Below are 18650 nucleotides of genomic sequence, written 5' to 3' on the forward strand. Positions count from 1 at the left end.
GATGGTGAGTAACACCAGTTGCTCCGCGCTCTTGTGCCCGGCTGCCTCCGCCGCAGCCTGCCTTTCCTCTCCACCGTAGTAGCCGACTCTCTCAGCTCTCGAAATTTCTCTCTCGAGTCGAAGAGGGTCCTGCCATGCGCCCTGACGTCCTGTCAGCGGAGCACGCCAGGCACTTCCAGTATCGCCCCGCAGTCGATGGTCTGCGCGGCGTGGCAGTGCTCGCCGTGCTTGGATTTCATGCGTTTCCAGAAACCGTCACCGGCGGCTATGTCGGCGTCGATGTGTTCTTCGTCATCTCCGGCTATTTGATTACGAGCATCATCGCGCGCCAGTTGCTGCACGCGGATTTCACCTTCGCGGATTTCTATTGGCGGCGGGTCCGGCGCTTGTTTCCCGCGCTGGTGCTGGTGCTGGCGACGACGCTGGCGCTGGGTTGGTTTCTGCTCTTGCCGAACGAGTTCAAGCAGCTCGGCAAACATGCCACCGCTGCGGCCGCGTTCATGGCAAATTTCGCGCTCTGGCGAGAAACCGGCTACTTCGATACGGCTGCGGAGTTCAAGCCGCTCCTGCACCTGTGGTCCTTGGGCATAGAAGAACAGTTCTATCTCCTGTGGCCCGCGGTGCTCGTCGCACTCTGGAAGCGCAAGAACGCGCTGTTCGTCACTGTGTCCGTGCTGGTGCTCGCATCGTTCGCAGCGAGCGTGCACATGGCGCAAACTGCGCCGGTCGCCAATTTCTTCTGGCCCGTGTCACGATTCTGGGAATTAGGCGCCGGATGTCTGTTGGCGCTGTCGATGGAGCGATCGACCCGTGCAGCGACGAGCGCTGACACCGGCGACCGTCGCTTTCTGGACCTGGGTCATAACTTCCTGCCACTCGCCGGCCTGACGTTGATCCTCGCCTCGATCGTGGGGTTCGACACGACCACGCCGTTCCCGGGCTGGCCTGCATTGCTGCCCGTTGTGGGTACGTTATTCATTCTGGCCACGCCCGGGGACGCATGGATTCAGCGCTATCTGCTTGGCTCACGCCCGTTGGTGTGGTTCGGCCTGATCAGCTACGCGCTTTATTTGTGGCACTGGCCGCTGCTCTCGTTCCTGAATATTCTCGAAGCCGGTCTGCCGCCGCTCGCGCTGCGCTGGGTCGCGCTGGCTTCGAGCATTCTGCTCGCGTGGCTCACGTATCGCTACATCGAACTGCCGGTGCGACGGCGCAAAGAACGCCGATTCAACATTCGTCTGGCGGCGGCCGCTGCGGTCGCCGGCGTCGCCGGATTGGTTGTGTATGCCACAGGCGGCGTCGCACAGAGGTTCGATGCGGACATACGAGCCCTGCACCACGGCCCGAGGCTCGACAAACAATGTCACGCCCGATTCGGGGCGACCACGCCGATCAACTATTGCCGCACGACCAGCGCACAACCTCCGTCGATTTTGTTTGTCGGCGACTCGCGGGCTCATGCGATTTACGAGGTCGCAGCACCGTTGCTGGCGCCGACACAGCCAGTCATGCTGCTCGGGCGCGGCGGTTGCCCGCCCGTGCTGAACGTTCGCGTCAGCGGCTATGACCCCAATGAAGATGAGTGCCAGCAGATCTGGCGAACCTTCGTCGACTATGCCCACCGAACCAAGCCGAAAGTCATCGTCGTGGTCGGCAACGGCTCCTTCCTCATCTCCGATCCAGACATTCAACTGAGCCGTGACGGCGCCGGCCCTGCCGAATCGAAGGAAGCCATCTTCGAGTACGGCGTGCGCACCTTGTTGAGCGAACTCACGCAATTCTCTCGCGTGATCTATCTCGGCGAGATCCCCGCCTACTCAACCCCGCCCGCGTGCTTCCTGCGCGCCGTCAAACTGCCGTCCACTGAGTGCTATCCGGAACGCGCCCGGGATCAGGTCGAACGGGCGATGGCGCCGTATAACCGCGTCCTGAGTCGGGTGCAGGTCTCATTTCCAGATGTGCAACTGGTCGACGCAATCGCCGTGTTGTGCGCGGCAAATGTTTGCTCCCAGCGCCCACCCGGCAAGCCCATTTTGTATAGCGATGCAGTTCACCTGAGCCCCGCGGGTGCGCGGCTGCTGGTGGAAACCACTCAACTCACCAGCCTGATCTCGCGCGATCTTTTGGGTGCGGACTCCGGCTAGAAAGTGGCATGTAGTATTCGACGGAACCAAAGTAGTTCCTGCCCGCGTTTATTTCTCCGAGCATCGGACAACCGGTGAGCTCGGGGAGTCAGGCGCGCTCGTACCACCAGGACGAGACAGAGATGCAGCGAACTATCGGGGCTCCTCTACGGGCAGCAGCGGTCGGCGCAATTGCGCTGCAGTGGTTCTCGATCGGCAACGCCCAGCAGGTCTATCCAAGCTTCCGTGACGTCGACTTCTTCTACTCACAACAGCCGCAGGTGTTCCAGGCTCTGTGGAAGGCAGCGCAAACCCGGACAATCCGCATCGCTGTGCTCGGCGATTCGCAGGAGACAAGTCCCGGCTCACACGGCTTCCAGTACATCCCGCTATTGAACTATGAGATGTGGAAGCGCTTCGGCAGTTCGCCCGAGACGCCCGTAGTGGGATGTTTCTACCATGGCAACTCGGGGCCTGCGAACTGGCTACTCGCCGGACAGTGCGCAACGCCAGGGCCGACAGCAACGCGACTCGACGCCAGCCAGATTCTGCCGAATGCCCGGCCAACGGCGTTCTCCAGCTTGAACAGTGCGGTCAACATCACCGGCGGAAATCGCGGCCAACTCACGATGCTCCGTCATGACGCGAGGGGCGTGGATCCGAGCACGAACATTCCAACCGAGGTTGCCTACTTCAACACCTCGGGCAAGGTAAAGGCACGAATCTACGCCGCGACCCATCCCGCATCGGGCGAGATCGCCTATCGCGCTCGTCCCAACGCGTCGTCCTCGGTTTCATACGCTGCGGCCGTCACGACGACAGGAACACTCACGCTTGGACTTCGGTCCGCGACATTCGCCATCAAATCCGGCGAGACCTCTGCCCTGGAGTTCAACGGCACGAACTATATGCAGCTCGAAGTGTTCGGCTCGAGCGATTCCGCCCTCACCGATCTCATCGGCCTGCGCTTCGTCAACGAGACACACCCCGAAGGCGTCGTCATCGATAACTTTTCGCTGGGCGGATATACGGCATCGCGGTTCTCGAGCACTCACGCCGACGCGGGGCCCATGTTCGCGGCGTTCGGCTTCCATGCGGCCGTGCTTCACTACGGAGCAAACGAAGGTGGCAACGTCACCGCCACGCAGTTCGAGTCGGACATTTCGGCAGTCATCTCGCAAGTTCGGGCGTGGGTGGGCAAAGACGACTTCCCCATCATTCTCATCGCAGACGTTTATGAAAGCGGCCTGACGCCAGCCCAGACGGCGGAATATGACCGGTATGTCGGCGCACAACTCGCCATCGCGCAGAGCGATCCCAACGTCATGGTCATCAATGCGCGACGCTTGATGGAAGACATCGGTTGGAATGCGCAGAGCGGCCAAAGCGGCCGGTATCTGGAAGACGGCGTTCACTACACCGGGCTCGGAGCACAGGCACTTTCCGCGGCGGCAGTCGCCGCCATGATGGGCGAAATCCGGGTTGGCGGCTGCTCGAGAGATCCGGGTGCGGTGACGTTGCAATCGAACATGACGCTGGTGGTCGAGGTTGGCGGCGCGAGCGCCTGCACGAACCAGGGCCAGCTGACCGTCGCGCAAAGGCTGACGTTGCATCGACCTGCCCTGAAAGTCGAATTGAAGAACGGCTTTGCTCCCGCGCCCGGCGATCGATTCAAGCTGCTGTCGTTCGACTCGTTCGCGGGTGAATTCGCGACCCTGACGCTGCCCACACTGCCCTCCGGCTCAGCCTGGAATACGGACGATCTCTATACCAGCGGCACGATCGCCGTGGAGGATACATCCGCTCCGCCCCCACCAGATCCACCAGATCCGCCGGCCACTCCGCCGCCGCCGACTATCGGCGTGACCTCGGGAGACAATCAGTCCATTACGCTGCCCAGCTCGCCCGCTCCCATCGCGTTCACGATCGGCGGATCCGGCACGCTCACGGTGACAGCGGGGAGCAGCAACTCGACTGTGTTACCCGATTCTGCGATCTCAGTTGGTGCAGGCTGCGGCTCGACCACGCTGGACTGCACGTTGACACTCGCTCCGGCCAGCGAACAAACCGGATCAACCACGGTGTCGCTGACGGTCAGCGACACGCACGGTCAATCCGCTGCGACCTCGGTAACACTGGAGATCAAAGCCGCCGTCGCCACTGAGCCCCAAACTGGCAATGCAAGCTCTGCAAGCCCCGGCCGCGCACGCAGCGGCGGCGGCAGTCTGGATCTTCTGTCCTTGCTCGGCCTCGCGCTGCTCGCGATGATCGTCCCATGCCGTTCTCGCCGACGTACCATGTCACACTCATGATTCAGCCTGGCTAGTGCAGCCACGCCTTGAGGCACGACATGCAGCGAATTGCCATTCCCGCCGGACTGCGCCGGATGCGGAGAGTCGCGACTGGATTGCTCATCGCAGTCAGTATTCTTTACGTAGTCGCCTACTCGCTCGAGCGGACCCACCCATGGGTCGCATTCGTTCGTGCGTTCGCCGAAGCAGCCATGATTGGCGCGCTCGCCGACTGGTTCGCCGTGACTGCCCTGTTCCGCCATCCGCTCGGCATTCCCATTCCGCACACGGCGGTGATTCCAAGGAACAAAGATCGTATTGGCGATGGGCTCGGACGCTTCGTCGAGGAGAATTTTCTGGCGCCCCAGATCGTCGCCGACAAGATCCAGGCTGCCGATCTCGCGGGCCGCCTTGCCCGCTGGCTCACCGAGCCGAAGAACAGTGCACTGGCGGCGAATGGCCTGATGCGCGGGCTCGCAACGATCGCCAACTCGCTCAGCGACGACGATCTGCACCGTCTGATCCGCCGCTATCTGTTCGCCCCCGTCGAACGCACCGAACTGTCACCGCTGCTCGGGAAGATCCTGGCGGCGATCATGGCCCAGCAGGGCCATCGGCGGCCGGTCGATGCCCTGCTGCGCAAGGCCGCCGAACTGGTTCACCAGTACGAGCCGCAGCTCCGTCAGGCCGTGAGAACACGAACCTCGTGGCTGTGGCGGCGTTTTTCAGTGGATCAGCGGATCGCGGATCGGCTCATCACGGTTCTCGAGGAGATGCTGCGCACGGCGGCCGATGATCCCAATCATACGTTGCGAACTCGAATCGACGAGGCGCTCGACAACCTTTGCCAGCAGCTGTCGATGTCGCCGCAGTTCCTCGCCGAGGGTGAGCGGCTGAAGAAACAACTGCTCGAGCACGCGGCGTTCACAGACTATCTCCGGCGCATCGGCAGAGATTTCGTTGATCAGATCGCCTCGCGGGCCGCGGTAGAAGACCCCTCGATCGATACTCCGCTTGCACAGTGGCTGCGTGGTGTCGCCGAGAGGGTGCACGCCGACGAGGCGCTGCGCCTGGAAATCAATCTCATGCTGCGCGGTGCCGTCATTCGGATCATCGAGCTGCAGCGGCACGAGGTTGCGCGCTTGATCTCGGACACGGTGAAGCGCTGGGACGCGAGCACGCTCAGCGGTCGCATGGAAGCCGCCATTGGCGCAGACCTCCAATACATCCGGGTGAACGGCACTTTGATCGGTGGCCTTGCCGGCCTGCTGATCTACGCGGTGACCTCGACATTGCTGGCGCCTTGACGCCGCGCTGCTAAAGTACGCCGCATGCCTCACGGACGGTCGCCATGATTCTGGACTTCCACCCACAAATCCGCATCGAGAAGCGGGTTTTCGGCAACGAGCGCGCAACGCTGCTCGTGATCGATAACTTCGTTGCCGAGCCTGATCGCCTGGTCAAGAAAGCGACGACGGCGCAGTTCGCTTCGGGCGGGCGGTTTTATCCGGGGATTCGAGCCAAGGCGCCGCCCTCGTACGAGCACTTTCTCGCAACCCGCTTGCAGCCGCTGCTGGCCGAACACTTTGGCTTCACGGGCGGCACGCTTCGGCTCAGCATGTGTCACTATTCACTGGTGACGACGCCTGCCGGCGAACTGGCCCCCATGCAGCGCATTCCTCACGTGGACTCGCTGGCACGCGAGGGCTTCGCGACCATCCATTACCTGTTCAAAGACCACCTCGGCGGCACCGCGTTCTATCGACACCGTGCGACTGGCTTCGAGAGCCTCGACGAAGTGCGAGGGCCGGAATATTTCAATGTGCTGCAAGCCGAGAGCGCTGGCCCGGACAGCCCCGAACTGCAGTACATCAATGGCGACACTGCGTTGTTCGAACGAATTGAGCAAGCCGAGGGCGTGTTCAACCGCATGCTCGTGTACCGACGCAACTCGCTGCACTCCGGCTCCATCGACGAGAGCTTCGCGCCCGACGCCGATCCGCGCACTGGCCGGTTGTCGATCAACAGCTTTATCGATCCGGGCTAGTCAGCCGCCAAACAGTTTGGTGACAAACGCGCTTGCCTTGAGACCGGAGCCCGACAGCAATGCGACGGTCGTTTCGCCCGCTCGGATTTTGCCGCTCGCGTACAACTGATCCAGCGACGCGCCGACGATGGCCGAGGTGGGCTCGACGAACAAGCCCATGCTGGCAAGTCGATAAAGTGCTTTGAGGATGTCGTCCTCGCCGACGCTGACGATGCTGCCGCCAGAGCGACGCACGGCTGACAGCACTTCCTTCAGTCGCACGGGTTTACGAATCGACGCGCCTTCCGCGATGGTCGTGTTGAAATCGGTAGGCACCGGCTCATCCACGCCAGCGTCGAAGCTCGCCTTGATCGGCGCGCAGGCAGCGGGCTGCACCCCGAAGATGCGCGGCAATTTCTTGATCTGACCCGCGGCCAGCAGTTCGCTGAAGCCCAAGTCACATCCGAGGACATTGCTGCCCGCGCCCACGGGGACGATCACATTGTCCGGTGCACGAAAGCCCAGCTGCTCCCAGATTTCGTACGCTGTCATCTTCGTTCCCTGGATGAAGAACGGGTGCCAGTTGTGACTCGCGTAGAAAACCTCCGACGCCTGTTGCAGGGCTGCGTTCTCCGTGTCCTGGCGCGTCCCGGGAATGAGTCGCACGTCGGCGCCAAAGATCTTCATCTGCGCAACCTTGGCGGACTGCGTCGATTCGGGGCAAAGAATGCGCACGTGCATGCCGGCGGCAGCGCCATACGCTGCAATCGCCGCGCCGCCGTTGCCCGAGCTGTCTTCGAGAATGGCGTCGATGCCCAGATGTTTCAGGAACGACACCATCACCGTCGCGCCCTTGTCCTTGAAGCTGCCGGTGGGCGACATCCAATCGAGCTTGAACAACAGCTGCTGCTCGCCCCAGGCCTTCTCGACTAGCGGCGTGCACCCCTCGCCGAGTGAAATGGGCTGCGGCAAGTCGAGCGGCAATGAGGCGCGATAGCGCCATAGCGACGGGGATTGGGTGTCGACGTCGTCCTTGCCGATGCCGGGCAAGGCCTCGACCAGCAATGGCCCCCGGTCGTCCGAGCGCCAGCGCGGCTCGAGCAAAGGGTAGCGCTTGCCAGTGCGAGGATCGAAAAGCTGGATGGGATGCGTCATGATGAGTCGACAACTCTGAGCCCTGCGACTCCTCGGAGCAATACCTTAGCCCTTGGTCCCGGCGCGCGCGCTCTGAATTGGTGGGACACTGGACGCGGAGTCTTCCCTTGTCATGAATTCTCAACACAGCGGGATCACAGCATTCGGGCCGTTCCGACTGTCTCCGGTAGCCCGCGTCATCGAGCGGGATGGTGTGCCGCTCGCCTTGGGCGATCGGGCGTTGGACATCCTGATTGCACTCGTCGCACGCCCCGGCGAGATCGTCAGTCATCGCGACCTGACGGCTCACGTGTTTCGCGATCTGGTGGTCAGCCCGGGCACGCTCCGCGTCCACATGAGCGCGCTACGCAAGGCGCTCGGCGACGGCAAAGGCGGCGCTCGCTACATCGAGAACGTCACCGGCCAGGGCTACTGTTTCGTTGCCCAGGTCACGCGCGAGTCTCCGGACGCAACACCGCCCGCGGTGCCTGCCGAATTCCCAGATGTTGCTCACAAGCGACTCCTGCCGCCGCCAAAGCTGGCCGGAATGGTCGGCCGCGAACAAATCGTGCACGCCATTGGCGAGGACTTGATCGCCGAGCGCTTCATCACCATCATCGGTCCCGGCGGCATGGGCAAGACCACCGTCGCCATCGCTGTCGCTCACGATCTGCTCAACGAGTTCGCCGGCGCGGTGTGCTTCGTCGACATCGGCGCCGTCGCTGATGCGAGGCTCGTTCCCGCCACGATCGCCGCTTCGCTCGGGCTGTCGGTGCAGACCGCCGACGCCACCCCGGCCCTGATCGAGTACCTGCGAACGCTGCGCATGTTCCTGGTCGTGGACAATTGCGAGCACGTGATCGAGTCGGTCGCCACCCTGCTCGAAGCGATCTTCAGGGAAGCACCCGGTGTGCACATTCTCGCCACGAGCCGTGAGGCGCTGCGCGTCGAAGGCGAGCACGTCTACTGGCTGCCGGCACTGGCATGCCCCTCGCCCGAGTCCAGCATGAAGGCCGTCGACGTGCTGCAATTTCCAGCGGTGCAGCTGTTCATGGAGCGTGCGGCGGCGAGCGGGCATCGGTTCGCGTTGGACGATGACAATGCGCCGATCGTGGCCGGCATCTGCGGTCGGCTCGAGGGCATCGCGCTCGCCATCGAGCTCGCGGCCGGCCGGGCCGGCAGTCATGGCATCGCCGCCACGGCGGATCTGCTGAACAAGAACCTCGGCCTCGATTGGCATGGACGACGAACCGCTCTGCCCCGCCATCAAACATTGCGTGCGCTGCTCGACTGGAGCTATGGCCTGCTCCCCGAGGCCGAGCAACTGGCGTTGCGCCGGCTGTCGGTGCTGGTCGGTGCATTTACGCTCGAAGCGGCCAGCGCGATCGTGCACGGCGGACGCACCGATGAAGCCGCGATGCTCAGCACGCTCGATGCCCTGGTGGCGAAGTCCCTCATGTCCGCGCAGGTCAGCGATGACGGCTCGGAGCGCTATCGACTGCTCGAAACCACTCGCATCTATGCCCGCGAGAAGCTGCAGGAAAGTGGCGATGCCGATCTCGCCGCGCGCCGCCACGCGGAGCACTTCACGACGCTACTCAATTCCCGTCACGGCGGGCAGATCGATCTCGAATACACCGGCCGTGCTCACAAATTGCGAGAACATCTTGGCAATCTGCGTGCTGCGCTCGAATGGTGCTTTTCTACAGATGACAAAGTCACCGTTGCCCCGCTTGCAGTGGACCTCGCCGCCGCCGCAGCGCCGGTGTTCTTCGAGCTCTCGCTACTAAGCGAAGCATACAAGTGGAGTACGGCCGGCCTGAACGCGCTCGATGCGGACACGCGCGGCGGCAGGCGCGAGATGCTGCTGCAAAGTACCTGGGCGATTTCAGCGATGTGGATGCGAGGAAACACCGAAGATGTGCTCACGGCGATCGCGCGGGGCATGCAGCTCGCGCATCCTGAAAACGAGCCGTCGCAGCGCTTGCGCATGCTCGCCACCCGACATCTGTTTCTAACGCGCATCGCCGACTTCCGTGGCGCACTCGCGGCCGCGAAAGAATGGGATGTCGCGGCCCGGCAAGTGGACGACGTGACTTGCCTGGCGATCTCCGATCTGATGCAGGGCGTGGCTCGACATTTCCGAGGCAATCAAGCCGCCGCCAGACGACACTTCGATGCGGGCTTTGGCCAGGCCGGCGAGCGAAATCTCCAGCTGTGCGGCAACGATCACCGCGTGCGCGGACTCATCGTGCAATCCCGCGCCCTGTGGCTGTCAGGTTTGCCGGACCGAGCGATGGATACCGCCCGCCGGGCGGTCACCACTGCGCTCAGGTCCGGTAAGCCGCTCGATAGCTGCTTCGCCCTGCTCTTCACCACACCCGTCTATCTTTGGTGCGGCGACTGGGAAACCGCGCAGGACGTGCTGGAGCAATTGGTCAATCACACCCATTGGCCCGTGCTGAAGCCCTTCCATTCCAGCGCGGCGGCCATGCAAGGCGCGGTGCGCATCGGGCGCAAGGATTTCGAGCAAGGAACAACGATGATCCAGGACGCTCAGCAGAAAATGCGCGACGAACGGCAGAACGCCGTCGCAACCTCTGTCGCGTGCTGGATGGCAGAAGGTTTGGCGGCGGCGGGACGCACCGAGGAAGCGCTGGCAGTCGTTCAAAGCGCGCGCCGCGACGCTGTGAGCAGAGCCGAGGCTGTGCTCTTACCCGAGCTGTTGCGTCTGCAGGCACAGATTCTCTTTTCCATGTCAGACACCAACGAACAACGAGTGCTACGTCTATTGGAGCGCTCCCGCCTGATCGCGCGTCGCCAATCGGCCTTGTCTTGGGAGCTGCGCTCATCGCTGGACCTGGCGCGCATTCGCGCGCGCCGGGGCGACCAAATGGCAGCTAGTCAGTTGCTGGCGACAACTTACGGCCGATTCACAGAAGGGTTTGCGACCTACGACCTGCAAGCAGCGGCGCAACTGCTGCGCGAGTTCGATCCGCTCGCATCACGTGCCGTGGTTTGAGTTCAAGTCTCAGGCGTTCTGCGCAGCCTACGAGGTATGCTGACATCGTCTGCCGCGTTTGCCTTAGGAACCCTTTGCGCTCCTCAGGCGCTAGAAGCGAGCCATACAGTTTGTTTGCGAGGCTTGCAGTGAAACGTCTTCTTTATATGGCTGCGATTGTCGCAGCGTGCTCTACAGCGTCCGCCGAAGGTCTGCCTGCCGGCGGCAGCGAAGTCGCGGCCGATAAGAACGCACCGCAGGTCGAGGGTCATCCGCTCACGTCCGTGGTGGTCACCCAGTGCAATCTCGTTGTCGCCGTCTACATGACGATGCCTGACGGCCGCCTGCTGCGTTTCGATAGCAAAGCCGACGTGGCAGCCGACGCACTCGTTAACATGGCTTATACAGCCGAGCGCAGCGAACGGGTCGAAGTCTCTTGCAATGGCCTGGGGACCTCGGGCTTCGAGACGCACGAGCCCGTCTGAGCCGCGTTCATAGATCACAGCTCGATCCGCACGCCGAGGTTATACACGCGCCCAGCTAAGGGCGCCCAGGCCTCGACAATCCTTTCACCGGTGGCCGCGGGCAGCGGCCGCAGGAGCGGATCGAATCGCGTTTGACGGCGATCTGTCAGATTGAGCGCATTCAGGAAGATCGCGACGTCACCCAATTTGATCTCCGCGAGCACATTGATCTCGACGTAGGGCGAGCCCTCGGTCCGATACGGATTGTCATAGAGCCGCTGGCTGCCGGTGTAAGAGAATTCGAGCCCGATGCGGCCCCGATCTTCGTCTTCGAGCAAGGCGCACAGTTCGCCCGAGAGTCGAGGCACCAGCTCGGCATCTCTTCTGCCGCCGCCAGGGGCCTCCTCGGTGACCTTCATGTAAGTGGAGCTGCCAATCACGTGCAGCTTGCCGAGGGTGTAGTGCACGAGCAGCTCGGCGCCGACGACATCGCGCGGGCCGTCATCATTGGCGATCAGCAATCTGCCTGGAACCACATCGGAGTTCACGACCAACGGATCTCGAATGCGCGAGCCGAAGATGCTGCCATTGACCTCCCAGATCCCTTCGGCCCATTTCATATCGATCGAAGCGCTGGTCGCACGCTCGGCATCCAGGTCGCGCAGCGGCTCCACCAGCGTGATGCTCGTCGCTTCGATTTCATCGAACACCAGCGTCGGCGCGGCGAAGCCGCCGCCAATGGAAGCTCGCAGCGACCAGTCTTCCTCCAGCCGGAACAGCGCCGAGAGCCTGGGACTCACAAACGTTCCGTATTCGTTGTGCGCATCGACGCGTGCGCTGCCGGCAAGCTTGATGCTGTCATTCACAGTGTATTCGTCCTGCGCGAACAGCGCGGGCACCGCGTAACGATAGTTCACACCCGTGGCTTGCGCCGACTCGAAGCGGTCGTAATCGAATGCCACGCCGGCAAGCCAGGCGTGTCGATCGTGAACACCGGACACCGTGGCTTCGCCGGAACCGGATGTGCGCACGTCCTCGCTGATCGCACCGTTGAAATCGCGATCGCGCTCCACCCGCACGAACGACCATCGGGAGCCGAACGAGTTCGCGCCGGATAGCGGAATATGAGCAACGAGGCCGCCGTCAGCGCGACGAGAGTCCAACGTATCGCGGAACGTCGTGCCATCAGGGAGCACGCGACCGCGCATGCTGCCTCCTTGTCGCGACTCATCCATCAATCCCACCGTCGCAAACATCGTTGAGCCCTGGCCGTTGTCCCAGAACAGCCTCGGCCGCACTGTGTAGCGACGATACTCGGCGAGGTCGGCCCAACCATCGTCATCGATGTCCTCGCGCCTTTGATCGTATGCGCCGGCGATCACGCTGTAGCCCCATTGCGGCGATAGTTCATCGGAGAAAAAGCCCACGCCGTCCGTCCCGCCACGCGATGTTCTATTTAGAAGAATCTCAGGCTCACTACCCGGCCGACGCGACATCAAATTCAACACGCCGCCCAGACCGCCGCTGCCGTAGAGCGCGGATGCCACACCCTTGATGACCTCGACGCGGCCAAGATCGAGCGGCGGTGTCTGTAACAAACCGAATCCGTCCGGCTGTGCGCCGAGCAGTGGCAGGCCATCCTGCAGCACCAGCGTGTGCCGCCCCGGCAAGCCTCGCATTTGCAGTGTCGCGCCACCCAAGCCCGCCGCCGTCGATTGAATACGCACGCCACCGAGCTCATTGAGCAGTGTCGTCAGGTTGCCGGGCTGCATCGTGAGGTTCTCCTCGATCTCCTCCTCCGGCAGAACCTCGACGCGGATGGGCTGATCGCGAACCAGCGCCTCGCTGCGCGTCGCGAACACCACGACGGACTCGGTTTCCTGCTCCTCTTCCTCAGCTTCGTTCGCGTGGGCGCCGATGGACCACCAACTCAATGGGGCCACCAGGAAGGCGACGTACAGTTGGGCGCGGGGTACGTGCATCAGTGCTCACTCTGTAACAGCCACCAATGTTAGGAACATCGCGCTGACAAAGAACTGACGGACTGCGCCGGGGAGCACCGACGCAGCCACCGCTGCCGATCGTACAACGAAGAAGGGTGCTTGAAGCGTTGTAGGAATGCTCCGGCCGCCCGGTGCGCGTGGACCTGCAACGGTGCGAGCGCAGCACACGAGTTGCTTTCGTTTGCCGATCATTCCTCCTTATTATGCGCACGACTGCACGGATCAACTGCTCTGGCGGAGCTTCCCCTTCCCCTGTCTGTGAGCGTCATCATGAGCGACCCTTCCGGCGATGTTGCCCACATTATGGAAGTCGGCTTCGGCTTCTGGCCCTCCAAAGTACTGCTGACCGCGGTCGAGCTCGAAGTGTTTACCCGATTGAGCGGCCGCTCTATGACAGGTGAAGAGCTCGGTCGCACCTTGGCCCTGCATCCGCGCGGCCTCTGGGATTTTTTCGACGCACTGGTCGCGCTGGGCTTTCTTGACCGCGACGGCGACGGAGCTACGGCGCGCTATAAAAACACAGCAGCTACCGCCCAGTTCCTGGACAAGAATCTGCCGAGCTATATCGGCGGCATCTTCGAGATGGGCAGCCAGCGCCTGTTTCGTTTCTGGGCCGACTTGGGCGAAGCGCTGCGAACCGGCCGGCCGCAGAACGAAGTGAAGCACACTGGCAAATCCATCTTCGAAGCGCTGTACGCAAATGAGGCTGGGCTCGAGCAGTTCATGAGCGCAATGCGCGGAATCTCGGCGCCCAACTTTCGAGCGCTGGCCGAGAAGTTCGATTTCTCGAAGTATCGAACGCTGTGCGATGTCGGAGGCGCGACAGCACAGCTGTCGACACTCGTTGCAAGCCGCCATCCCCACTTGCAGTGTGTGAGCTTCGATCTGCCCCCGGTCGAGCCGATCGCGCGTCGCTGGATCGCCAAAGCATCCCTGTCAGACCGCGTGCAGACAGTATCGGGAAACTTCTTCGAGCAAGCGCTGCCGCGCGCCGATGTCATCACCATGGGCATGATTCTTCACGACTGGAACCTGGAGAAGAAACAGCAGCTCATCCGCCTCGCCTACGAAGCGCTGCCAGCCGGCGGCGCCTTCATCGCGATCGAAAACCTGATCGACGACGCGCGGCGCGAGAATGCCTTCGGTCTCATGATGTCGCTCAACATGCTCATCGAGTTCGGCGACGCCTTCGACTTCACCGGCGCCGACTTCTGGACCTGGTGCCAGCCCGTTGGCTTCAAGCGCTATGAAGTGCTGCCCCTGGCAGGCGCCTGCAGCGCCGCCATTGCATACAAATAATCAACTTATAAGCCGGCGTCCCAAAGCTCGTAACAACTGCGCGCCGTCTCCTTGCCACGCGCTGCCGTGCATGACAGCCAGCGTCGTGGGCTGCTGCTCCGCCAGTCGGTCCAGTGTAGTCACCGTTTGTGGTGCGTGAGCGAAGTAATCCATAGGACCCCGGAACGCTTCGCTGGGCTCGAGAATGTCGTCTGTTGTGAGCGCAGGTTCGCCCTTGCCGCCTTGGGTGAACAAGTCGCCGCAAAAGAAGGTGTGCGTCGTTGTTTCCATCAGCAATCCACACTCCCATGAGTGCGGGACGTGCGGTGTAAAGAACCAGCGAAACCGACGGCTGCCGGTGACGAACTCCTCGCCATCGGCCAGCGCGCGCGGCGCACGCGTAGCGAAGTCGGAAACGCTGGTCATCGCCGCGATGTGGCTGCAGAAAGGCGTCGCATGTGGGGCAGCGGCGAGAAATGCATTGAGCGCGCCGCATTCGTCCGCCTCGAAATGCGACAACCCCACATGCTTGAGCCGCGCAACGGGCATGACGCTCGCAATCGCCGCCTGCACGACCGGGAACAACTTCTGCTGTCCCGTATGAAACAACACCGGCTCGTCGTCGACGATGAGATATTGGTTGAAGCTGAAGGCCGAGCCCGCCCCGATCGCGATCGGCGTGTTGATCCGGTAGATGCCGGGGCCGATCTCCTGGATGTTCGTGCCCGTGGTAGTGTCGGTGATCATGTTTCCTCCGTCGACGACGCCCGCAAACTGCTCGTGGATACTCGGTATTGAAACATGTTGGCCAAATCCGCCGCGCCTGGAAAGCCGCGGAGCGCCCAAATGGCGTGCGGCAGCGCAGTGGGGCTTGTTCGCGTGCCACCGAACGTGCTACTCGCCCTGCAAGGGCCGTCGGTAAAGGGGGGCCCCAGTGACCCTCACCGCTGCACTTGCACACTGGCGATGGCTCCGTGCAGCGCAAACAAACAATCGGGCCTAGGAGATCACGCAGTTTCTTAGCCAGTCTAAGTCATAGGATGTGACCAAACGGAATTATGCGTCGCCCACCAGCACATCGCACACCACGGTCACGTTCCCGGCCACCTCGGGCAGATTGCTTCCTGCCTTCAGCCGAACGGGCGCCAGGGGTCGAAGAAGACGCCATTGATTCGCCCGCTAACGTCCGTTTGCTCGCGAGAATGTCTGCAAGGAAGGCTGCAGCTTCACTCGAGCTTCTGACCGGTTACACCCCTGCGGACCCCGATGATTGTGGCCACTATGAGGTCGGTCCACTCGAAGGATTGGAAGCGAGCGGGGTTATGGGCTTCAACAGGAGTTCATCACGCCGCACTCGCCGGAGCAGAACGGCATGGTTGAGCGCGTGATCCGCACACTGAAGGACCAATGCGTGCATCGGCATCGTTTCGAGACGCTACAGCCCGCAAGTCGGGTTATCAGCGACTGGATCGGCTTCTACAACAACGGCAGACCTCATCAATCGCTGGGGATGAGAACGCCAGCTGAGGCTTTTAAATTAGCAGCATGACTTGAGCAGGAATCGCTGGGTCACTACATCTTTGCGTTCTTCGAACGCAACCCACTTTTCATTATCGTTCGAACCTCTTCCGCGTCGTCCTCCCCGTTTTCGCTGCGCGCACGAGCAACGATCGACGGGCTCAGGTTTCGATCCATAGGCGAGTCGCCGCCACACGCGACCTGCAAAGGTGCGTCCGAAGACACCGAACGGCACCAGACAGAGTCGCCCCGCAATCGAACAGAAGCGAGTGCTGGCACGTGAGCCGCCAACCAGGACGACCGAACGCCGTGCATTCGGATGGGAATGGAGCGCGCTTACTCTGTGCGAATGCGCGAGCTGGGGAACTGGTTGATATGAATGGTGGGTCGGCTGGGACTCGAACCCAGGACCAATGGATTAAAAGTCCAGTGCTCTACCAACTGAGCTACCGACCCACTGGGAAAGGCGCATCAGGCCCGGGGGCCTGACGGGGCGCGCATCATACCTAAAGAGGCGCGGAAATTCATCGAAAATACCGTGTCGGATCCGGCACGCCGGCGGACTGGAAACCGGCCCGGCGGAGACGGCAGGAATCGCAGCTGCCACAGGCCCGGCCGTCGGCGTCGGCCTGGTAACACGACACTGTCAGGGAATAGTCCACACCCAGGGAAACGCCGCGCTGGATGATCTGGGCCTTGGTCAAGTCGATCAGCGGCGTAACGATCTTGAAGGCCACCGTGCCCTCCACGCCCGCTTTGGTCGCCAGGTTCGCGACGCGCTCGAAGGCGGCGACGAAAGCCGGCCGGCAGTCCGGATAACCTGAATAGTCGACCGCATTCACGCCGATGAAGATGCGCGGCGCCTCGAGTACTTCGGCCCACCCCAGGGCAAAGGACAACATCACCGTATTGCGAGCGGGAACGTAGGTGACGGGAATGCCGACCTGCGGCGACTCGGGTACGGCGATACTCGTATCAGTCAGCGCCGATCCGCCGATGCCGCCGAGATCGATGCGCAGGGTGCGATGCTCGACGGCGCCGAGCGATCTTGCGACCCGGTCGGCCGCGTCCAGCTCGGCCCGATGCCGCTGACCATAATCCACGCTCAGCGCGTAGCACTGAAATCCCTGCTCGCGAGCGATCGCGAGCACGGTGGCGGAATCCAAGCCACCGGACAACAGCACGACTGCGCAATTATTAGCCATTACTCAAAGCTTCTCATCAGCCCGCTCGGTAGAACACTGGACGTTCAATCCAGTGGTCCAGGGATCGAGTGTCTATTTACCTGGCGTATCGCCCCACAACACTTTGTGCAGCTGAATCTGCAGCCGCACCGGCAGCCGCTCGTCCAACACCCACTGCGCCAGATCGCGTCCTTCCACCTGGCCGTAGCTCGGGCTGAACAGCACCGTGCAGCGCTCGTACAGCCGACGCTCGCGAATGAAATCTCGCGCCCACTCGAAATCGGCGCGGCTGCAGAGCACGAACTTCACCTGCTCTTCCGGCCGCAGCACCTCGAGATTCTCGTAGCGATTGCGCTCGACCTCACCGCTTCCGGGCGTCTTCACATCGACGACTCGCACGACGCGCGCATCGACATTACTCACATCGATCGCGCCGCTGGTCTCGAGAGACACGCGATAACCGGCATCGCACAGCTTCTGTAGCAGCGGGAAACATCCTTTCTGCGCAAGCGGCTCGCCGCCCGTGACGCAGACATGTTTCGTGTCGAACGTCGCGACCTTCGCCAGCACATCGTCGAGCGAAGCCCATTCGCCCCCGTAAAACGCGTAAGCCGTATCGCAATACTGACAGCGCAGCGGACAGCCGGTGAGACGCACGAATACCGTGGGCCAACCGACGCTGTCGGCTTCACCTTGAATCGAGAGGAAGATCTCGGTGAGCTTGACGCGCGCGGCGCCGGGGCCGGTGACGGCGGGATCGACGGTGGTTGAGTCAGCGAGATTCATGGGCCTGATCTAACCACTTGCGCGACGGCATCACTCAGGGCGCCCCAGTGAGGGGCGCCAGAATGATTATCTGCCCTCGCTGTCCAGCTTCGCGAGCCGCTGGCTCGCGAGACGGGCGGCGGTGGTATCGCCAAAACGCTGCACGACCTGGCTGAGTGCGGAGCGCGCCTCGGTCCAGTTCTTCAGCTCGTAATTGCAGTAACCGATCTTCAACAGCGCATCCGGGATCTTGCGCGACTCCGGATACTTCTCGATCACCGTGCGGAAATCGCGCAGCGCGTCCGGATACTGCTTGGTCACGTAGTGCGCTTCGCCCAACCAGTACTGCGCGTTGTCGGCCAGCGGGCCGTTCGGGAACGTCGTCAGGTACTGCTTGAACGCGTTGATCGCTTCCGGATATTTCGCATCCTTCAGCAGATCGAAAGCGGCCTGATAGTTGGCGCGATCGTCACCCTGCGGGATCGGCAATCCGCCCGCCGGGGGTACGACCGTGGACGCCGCCGCACCGGGATTGCCTTCGAGCGCCGACAGCCGTCGGTCGACGTCACCGTACATCTCACGCTGCTGCGTCTGGCTCTGCGTGACCTGATGCTGAAGCTCGTCCAGCTGACCACGCAGCACGCGCGTTTCCGACTGCGCCGCTTCGATCCGTTGCGACAGATCCAGCAAACTCTGATTGGCGAGCACGCGCTCGAGCCGCAACAGACGGCTGTCGAGCTCGGACAGCTTCTGCACTGTCGGATCGGCTTCCGGAGGCGTCGTGACGCAGCCCGACAGCACCGCCGCCGCGGCGGCGATCAGTCCGACGCGAACGGCAGCAATGTTTGGCACAACTCTCATGG

14 protein-coding genes and 1 tRNA gene are annotated in these 18650 nt (G+C 62.4%); 8 read left to right on the forward strand and 7 right to left on the reverse strand.

Annotated features, from left to right (window positions below; genetic code table 11):
- The first annotated feature begins 134 nt into the window (after positions 1-134).
- The 4 genes from EK373_RS29940 to EK373_RS29955 all read left to right on the forward strand — a co-directional run bounded on the left by EK373_RS29940 (position 135) and on the right by EK373_RS29955 (position 6461).
- On the forward strand, positions 135-2144 hold the full coding sequence (locus EK373_RS29940) for an acyltransferase family protein (protein WP_129648812.1): 2010 nt from the start codon (positions 135-137) through the stop codon (positions 2142-2144).
- 122 nt (positions 2145-2266) lie between these two features.
- Positions 2267-4435, forward strand: a complete 2169-nt coding sequence (locus tag EK373_RS29945) for a hypothetical protein (protein WP_129648813.1) — start codon at positions 2267-2269, stop codon at positions 4433-4435.
- Between the two features lie 38 nt (positions 4436-4473).
- Positions 4474-5721 (forward strand): DUF445 domain-containing protein, encoded by a 1248-nt coding sequence (locus EK373_RS29950; protein ID WP_129648814.1) that lies wholly within the window; start codon positions 4474-4476, stop codon positions 5719-5721.
- A 44-nt stretch (positions 5722-5765) separates the two neighbouring features.
- Positions 5766-6461, forward strand: a complete 696-nt coding sequence (locus tag EK373_RS29955) for a DUF6445 family protein (protein ID WP_129648815.1) — start codon at positions 5766-5768, stop codon at positions 6459-6461.
- Here EK373_RS29955 and EK373_RS29960 read toward each other — a convergent pair whose 3' ends face one another.
- Positions 6462-7595 carry a threonine synthase gene (locus tag EK373_RS29960; RefSeq protein WP_129648817.1) on the reverse strand — a complete coding sequence of 378 codons (1134 nt, stop codon included), beginning with the start codon at positions 7593-7595 and terminating at the stop codon, positions 6462-6464.
- 112 nt (positions 7596-7707) lie between these two features.
- On the opposite strand from EK373_RS29960, the gene EK373_RS29965 reads away from it, so the two are divergent.
- Both EK373_RS29965 and EK373_RS29970 read left to right on the forward strand, forming a co-directional pair.
- Positions 7708-10596 (forward strand): ATP-binding protein, encoded by a 2889-nt coding sequence (locus EK373_RS29965; RefSeq protein WP_129648819.1) that lies wholly within the window; start codon positions 7708-7710, stop codon positions 10594-10596.
- A gap of 128 nt (positions 10597-10724) precedes the next feature.
- Positions 10725-11060, forward strand: a complete 336-nt coding sequence (locus EK373_RS29970; RefSeq protein WP_129648821.1) for a hypothetical protein — start codon at positions 10725-10727, stop codon at positions 11058-11060.
- Between the two features lie 14 nt (positions 11061-11074).
- Here EK373_RS29970 and EK373_RS29975 read toward each other — a convergent pair whose 3' ends face one another.
- Positions 11075-13021 carry a TonB-dependent receptor plug domain-containing protein gene (locus EK373_RS29975; protein ID WP_129648823.1) on the reverse strand — a complete coding sequence of 649 codons (1947 nt, stop codon included), beginning with the start codon at positions 13019-13021 and terminating at the stop codon, positions 11075-11077.
- Between the two features lie 291 nt (positions 13022-13312).
- On the opposite strand from EK373_RS29975, the gene EK373_RS29980 reads away from it, so the two are divergent.
- The gene (locus tag EK373_RS29980; RefSeq protein ID WP_129648825.1) at positions 13313-14341 is read left to right on the forward strand and encodes a methyltransferase; all 1029 of its coding nucleotides are present in this window, start codon (positions 13313-13315) and stop codon (positions 14339-14341) included.
- On the opposite strand, the gene EK373_RS29985 is transcribed toward EK373_RS29980, so the two are convergent.
- Positions 14342-15067, reverse strand: a complete 726-nt coding sequence (locus EK373_RS29985; RefSeq protein ID WP_129648826.1) for an oxygen-binding di-iron domain-containing protein — start codon at positions 15065-15067, stop codon at positions 14342-14344.
- 556 nt (positions 15068-15623) lie between these two features.
- On the opposite strand from EK373_RS29985, the gene EK373_RS29990 reads away from it, so the two are divergent.
- Complete coding sequence (locus EK373_RS29990; protein ID WP_269813763.1) at positions 15624-15869, forward strand: integrase core domain-containing protein; 246 nt, start codon at positions 15624-15626, stop codon at positions 15867-15869.
- A 349-nt stretch (positions 15870-16218) separates the two neighbouring features.
- On the opposite strand, the gene EK373_RS29995 is transcribed toward EK373_RS29990, so the two are convergent.
- From EK373_RS29995 to ybgF, 4 genes are all read right to left on the reverse strand, one after another.
- Positions 16219-16294, reverse strand: a tRNA-Lys gene (locus EK373_RS29995).
- A gap of 68 nt (positions 16295-16362) precedes the next feature.
- On the reverse strand, positions 16363-17043 hold the full coding sequence (gene queC / locus EK373_RS30000) for a 7-cyano-7-deazaguanine synthase QueC (RefSeq protein ID WP_129648828.1): 681 nt from the start codon (positions 17041-17043) through the stop codon (positions 16363-16365).
- A 72-nt stretch (positions 17044-17115) separates the two neighbouring features.
- Entirely contained in the window at positions 17116-17808 is a 693-nt protein-coding gene (gene queE, locus EK373_RS30005; protein ID WP_129648830.1) for a 7-carboxy-7-deazaguanine synthase QueE, read from the reverse strand.
- A 66-nt stretch (positions 17809-17874) separates the two neighbouring features.
- Positions 17875-18648, reverse strand: a complete 774-nt coding sequence (gene ybgF, locus EK373_RS30010) for a tol-pal system protein YbgF (RefSeq protein WP_198683757.1) — start codon at positions 18646-18648, stop codon at positions 17875-17877.
- Positions 18649-18650 lie beyond the last annotated feature (2 nt).

It is taken from the genome of Peristeroidobacter agariperforans (assembly GCF_004138335.1).
Taxonomy (GTDB): domain Bacteria; phylum Pseudomonadota; class Gammaproteobacteria; order Steroidobacterales; family Steroidobacteraceae; genus Steroidobacter; species Steroidobacter agariperforans.

Bases quoted from the DNA above. Each gene is read 5' to 3' on its own strand.
- EK373_RS29940 (WP_129648812.1), top strand. From the start codon at position 135: ATGCGCCCTGACGTCCTGTCAGCGGAGCACGCCAGGCACTTCCAGTAT.
- EK373_RS29945 (WP_129648813.1), top strand. From the start codon at position 2,267: ATGCAGCGAACTATCGGGGCTCCTCTACGGGCAGCAGCGGTCGGCGCA.
- EK373_RS29950 (WP_129648814.1), top strand. From the start codon at position 4,474: ATGCAGCGAATTGCCATTCCCGCCGGACTGCGCCGGATGCGGAGAGTC.
- EK373_RS29955 (WP_129648815.1), top strand. From the start codon at position 5,766: ATGATTCTGGACTTCCACCCACAAATCCGCATCGAGAAGCGGGTTTTC.
- EK373_RS29960 (WP_129648817.1), bottom strand. From the start codon at position 7,595: ATGACGCATCCCATCCAGCTTTTCGATCCTCGCACTGGCAAGCGCTAC.
- EK373_RS29965 (WP_129648819.1), top strand. From the start codon at position 7,708: ATGAATTCTCAACACAGCGGGATCACAGCATTCGGGCCGTTCCGACTG.
- EK373_RS29975 (WP_129648823.1), bottom strand. From the start codon at position 13,021: ATGCACGTACCCCGCGCCCAACTGTACGTCGCCTTCCTGGTGGCCCCA.
- EK373_RS29980 (WP_129648825.1), top strand. From the start codon at position 13,313: ATGAGCGACCCTTCCGGCGATGTTGCCCACATTATGGAAGTCGGCTTC.
- EK373_RS29985 (WP_129648826.1), bottom strand. From the start codon at position 15,067: ATGATCACCGACACTACCACGGGCACGAACATCCAGGAGATCGGCCCC.
- queC (WP_129648828.1), bottom strand. From the start codon at position 17,043: ATGGCTAATAATTGCGCAGTCGTGCTGTTGTCCGGTGGCTTGGATTCC.
- queE (WP_129648830.1), bottom strand. From the start codon at position 17,808: ATGAATCTCGCTGACTCAACCACCGTCGATCCCGCCGTCACCGGCCCC.
- ybgF (WP_198683757.1), bottom strand. From the start codon at position 18,648: ATGAGAGTTGTGCCAAACATTGCTGCCGTTCGCGTCGGACTGATCGCC.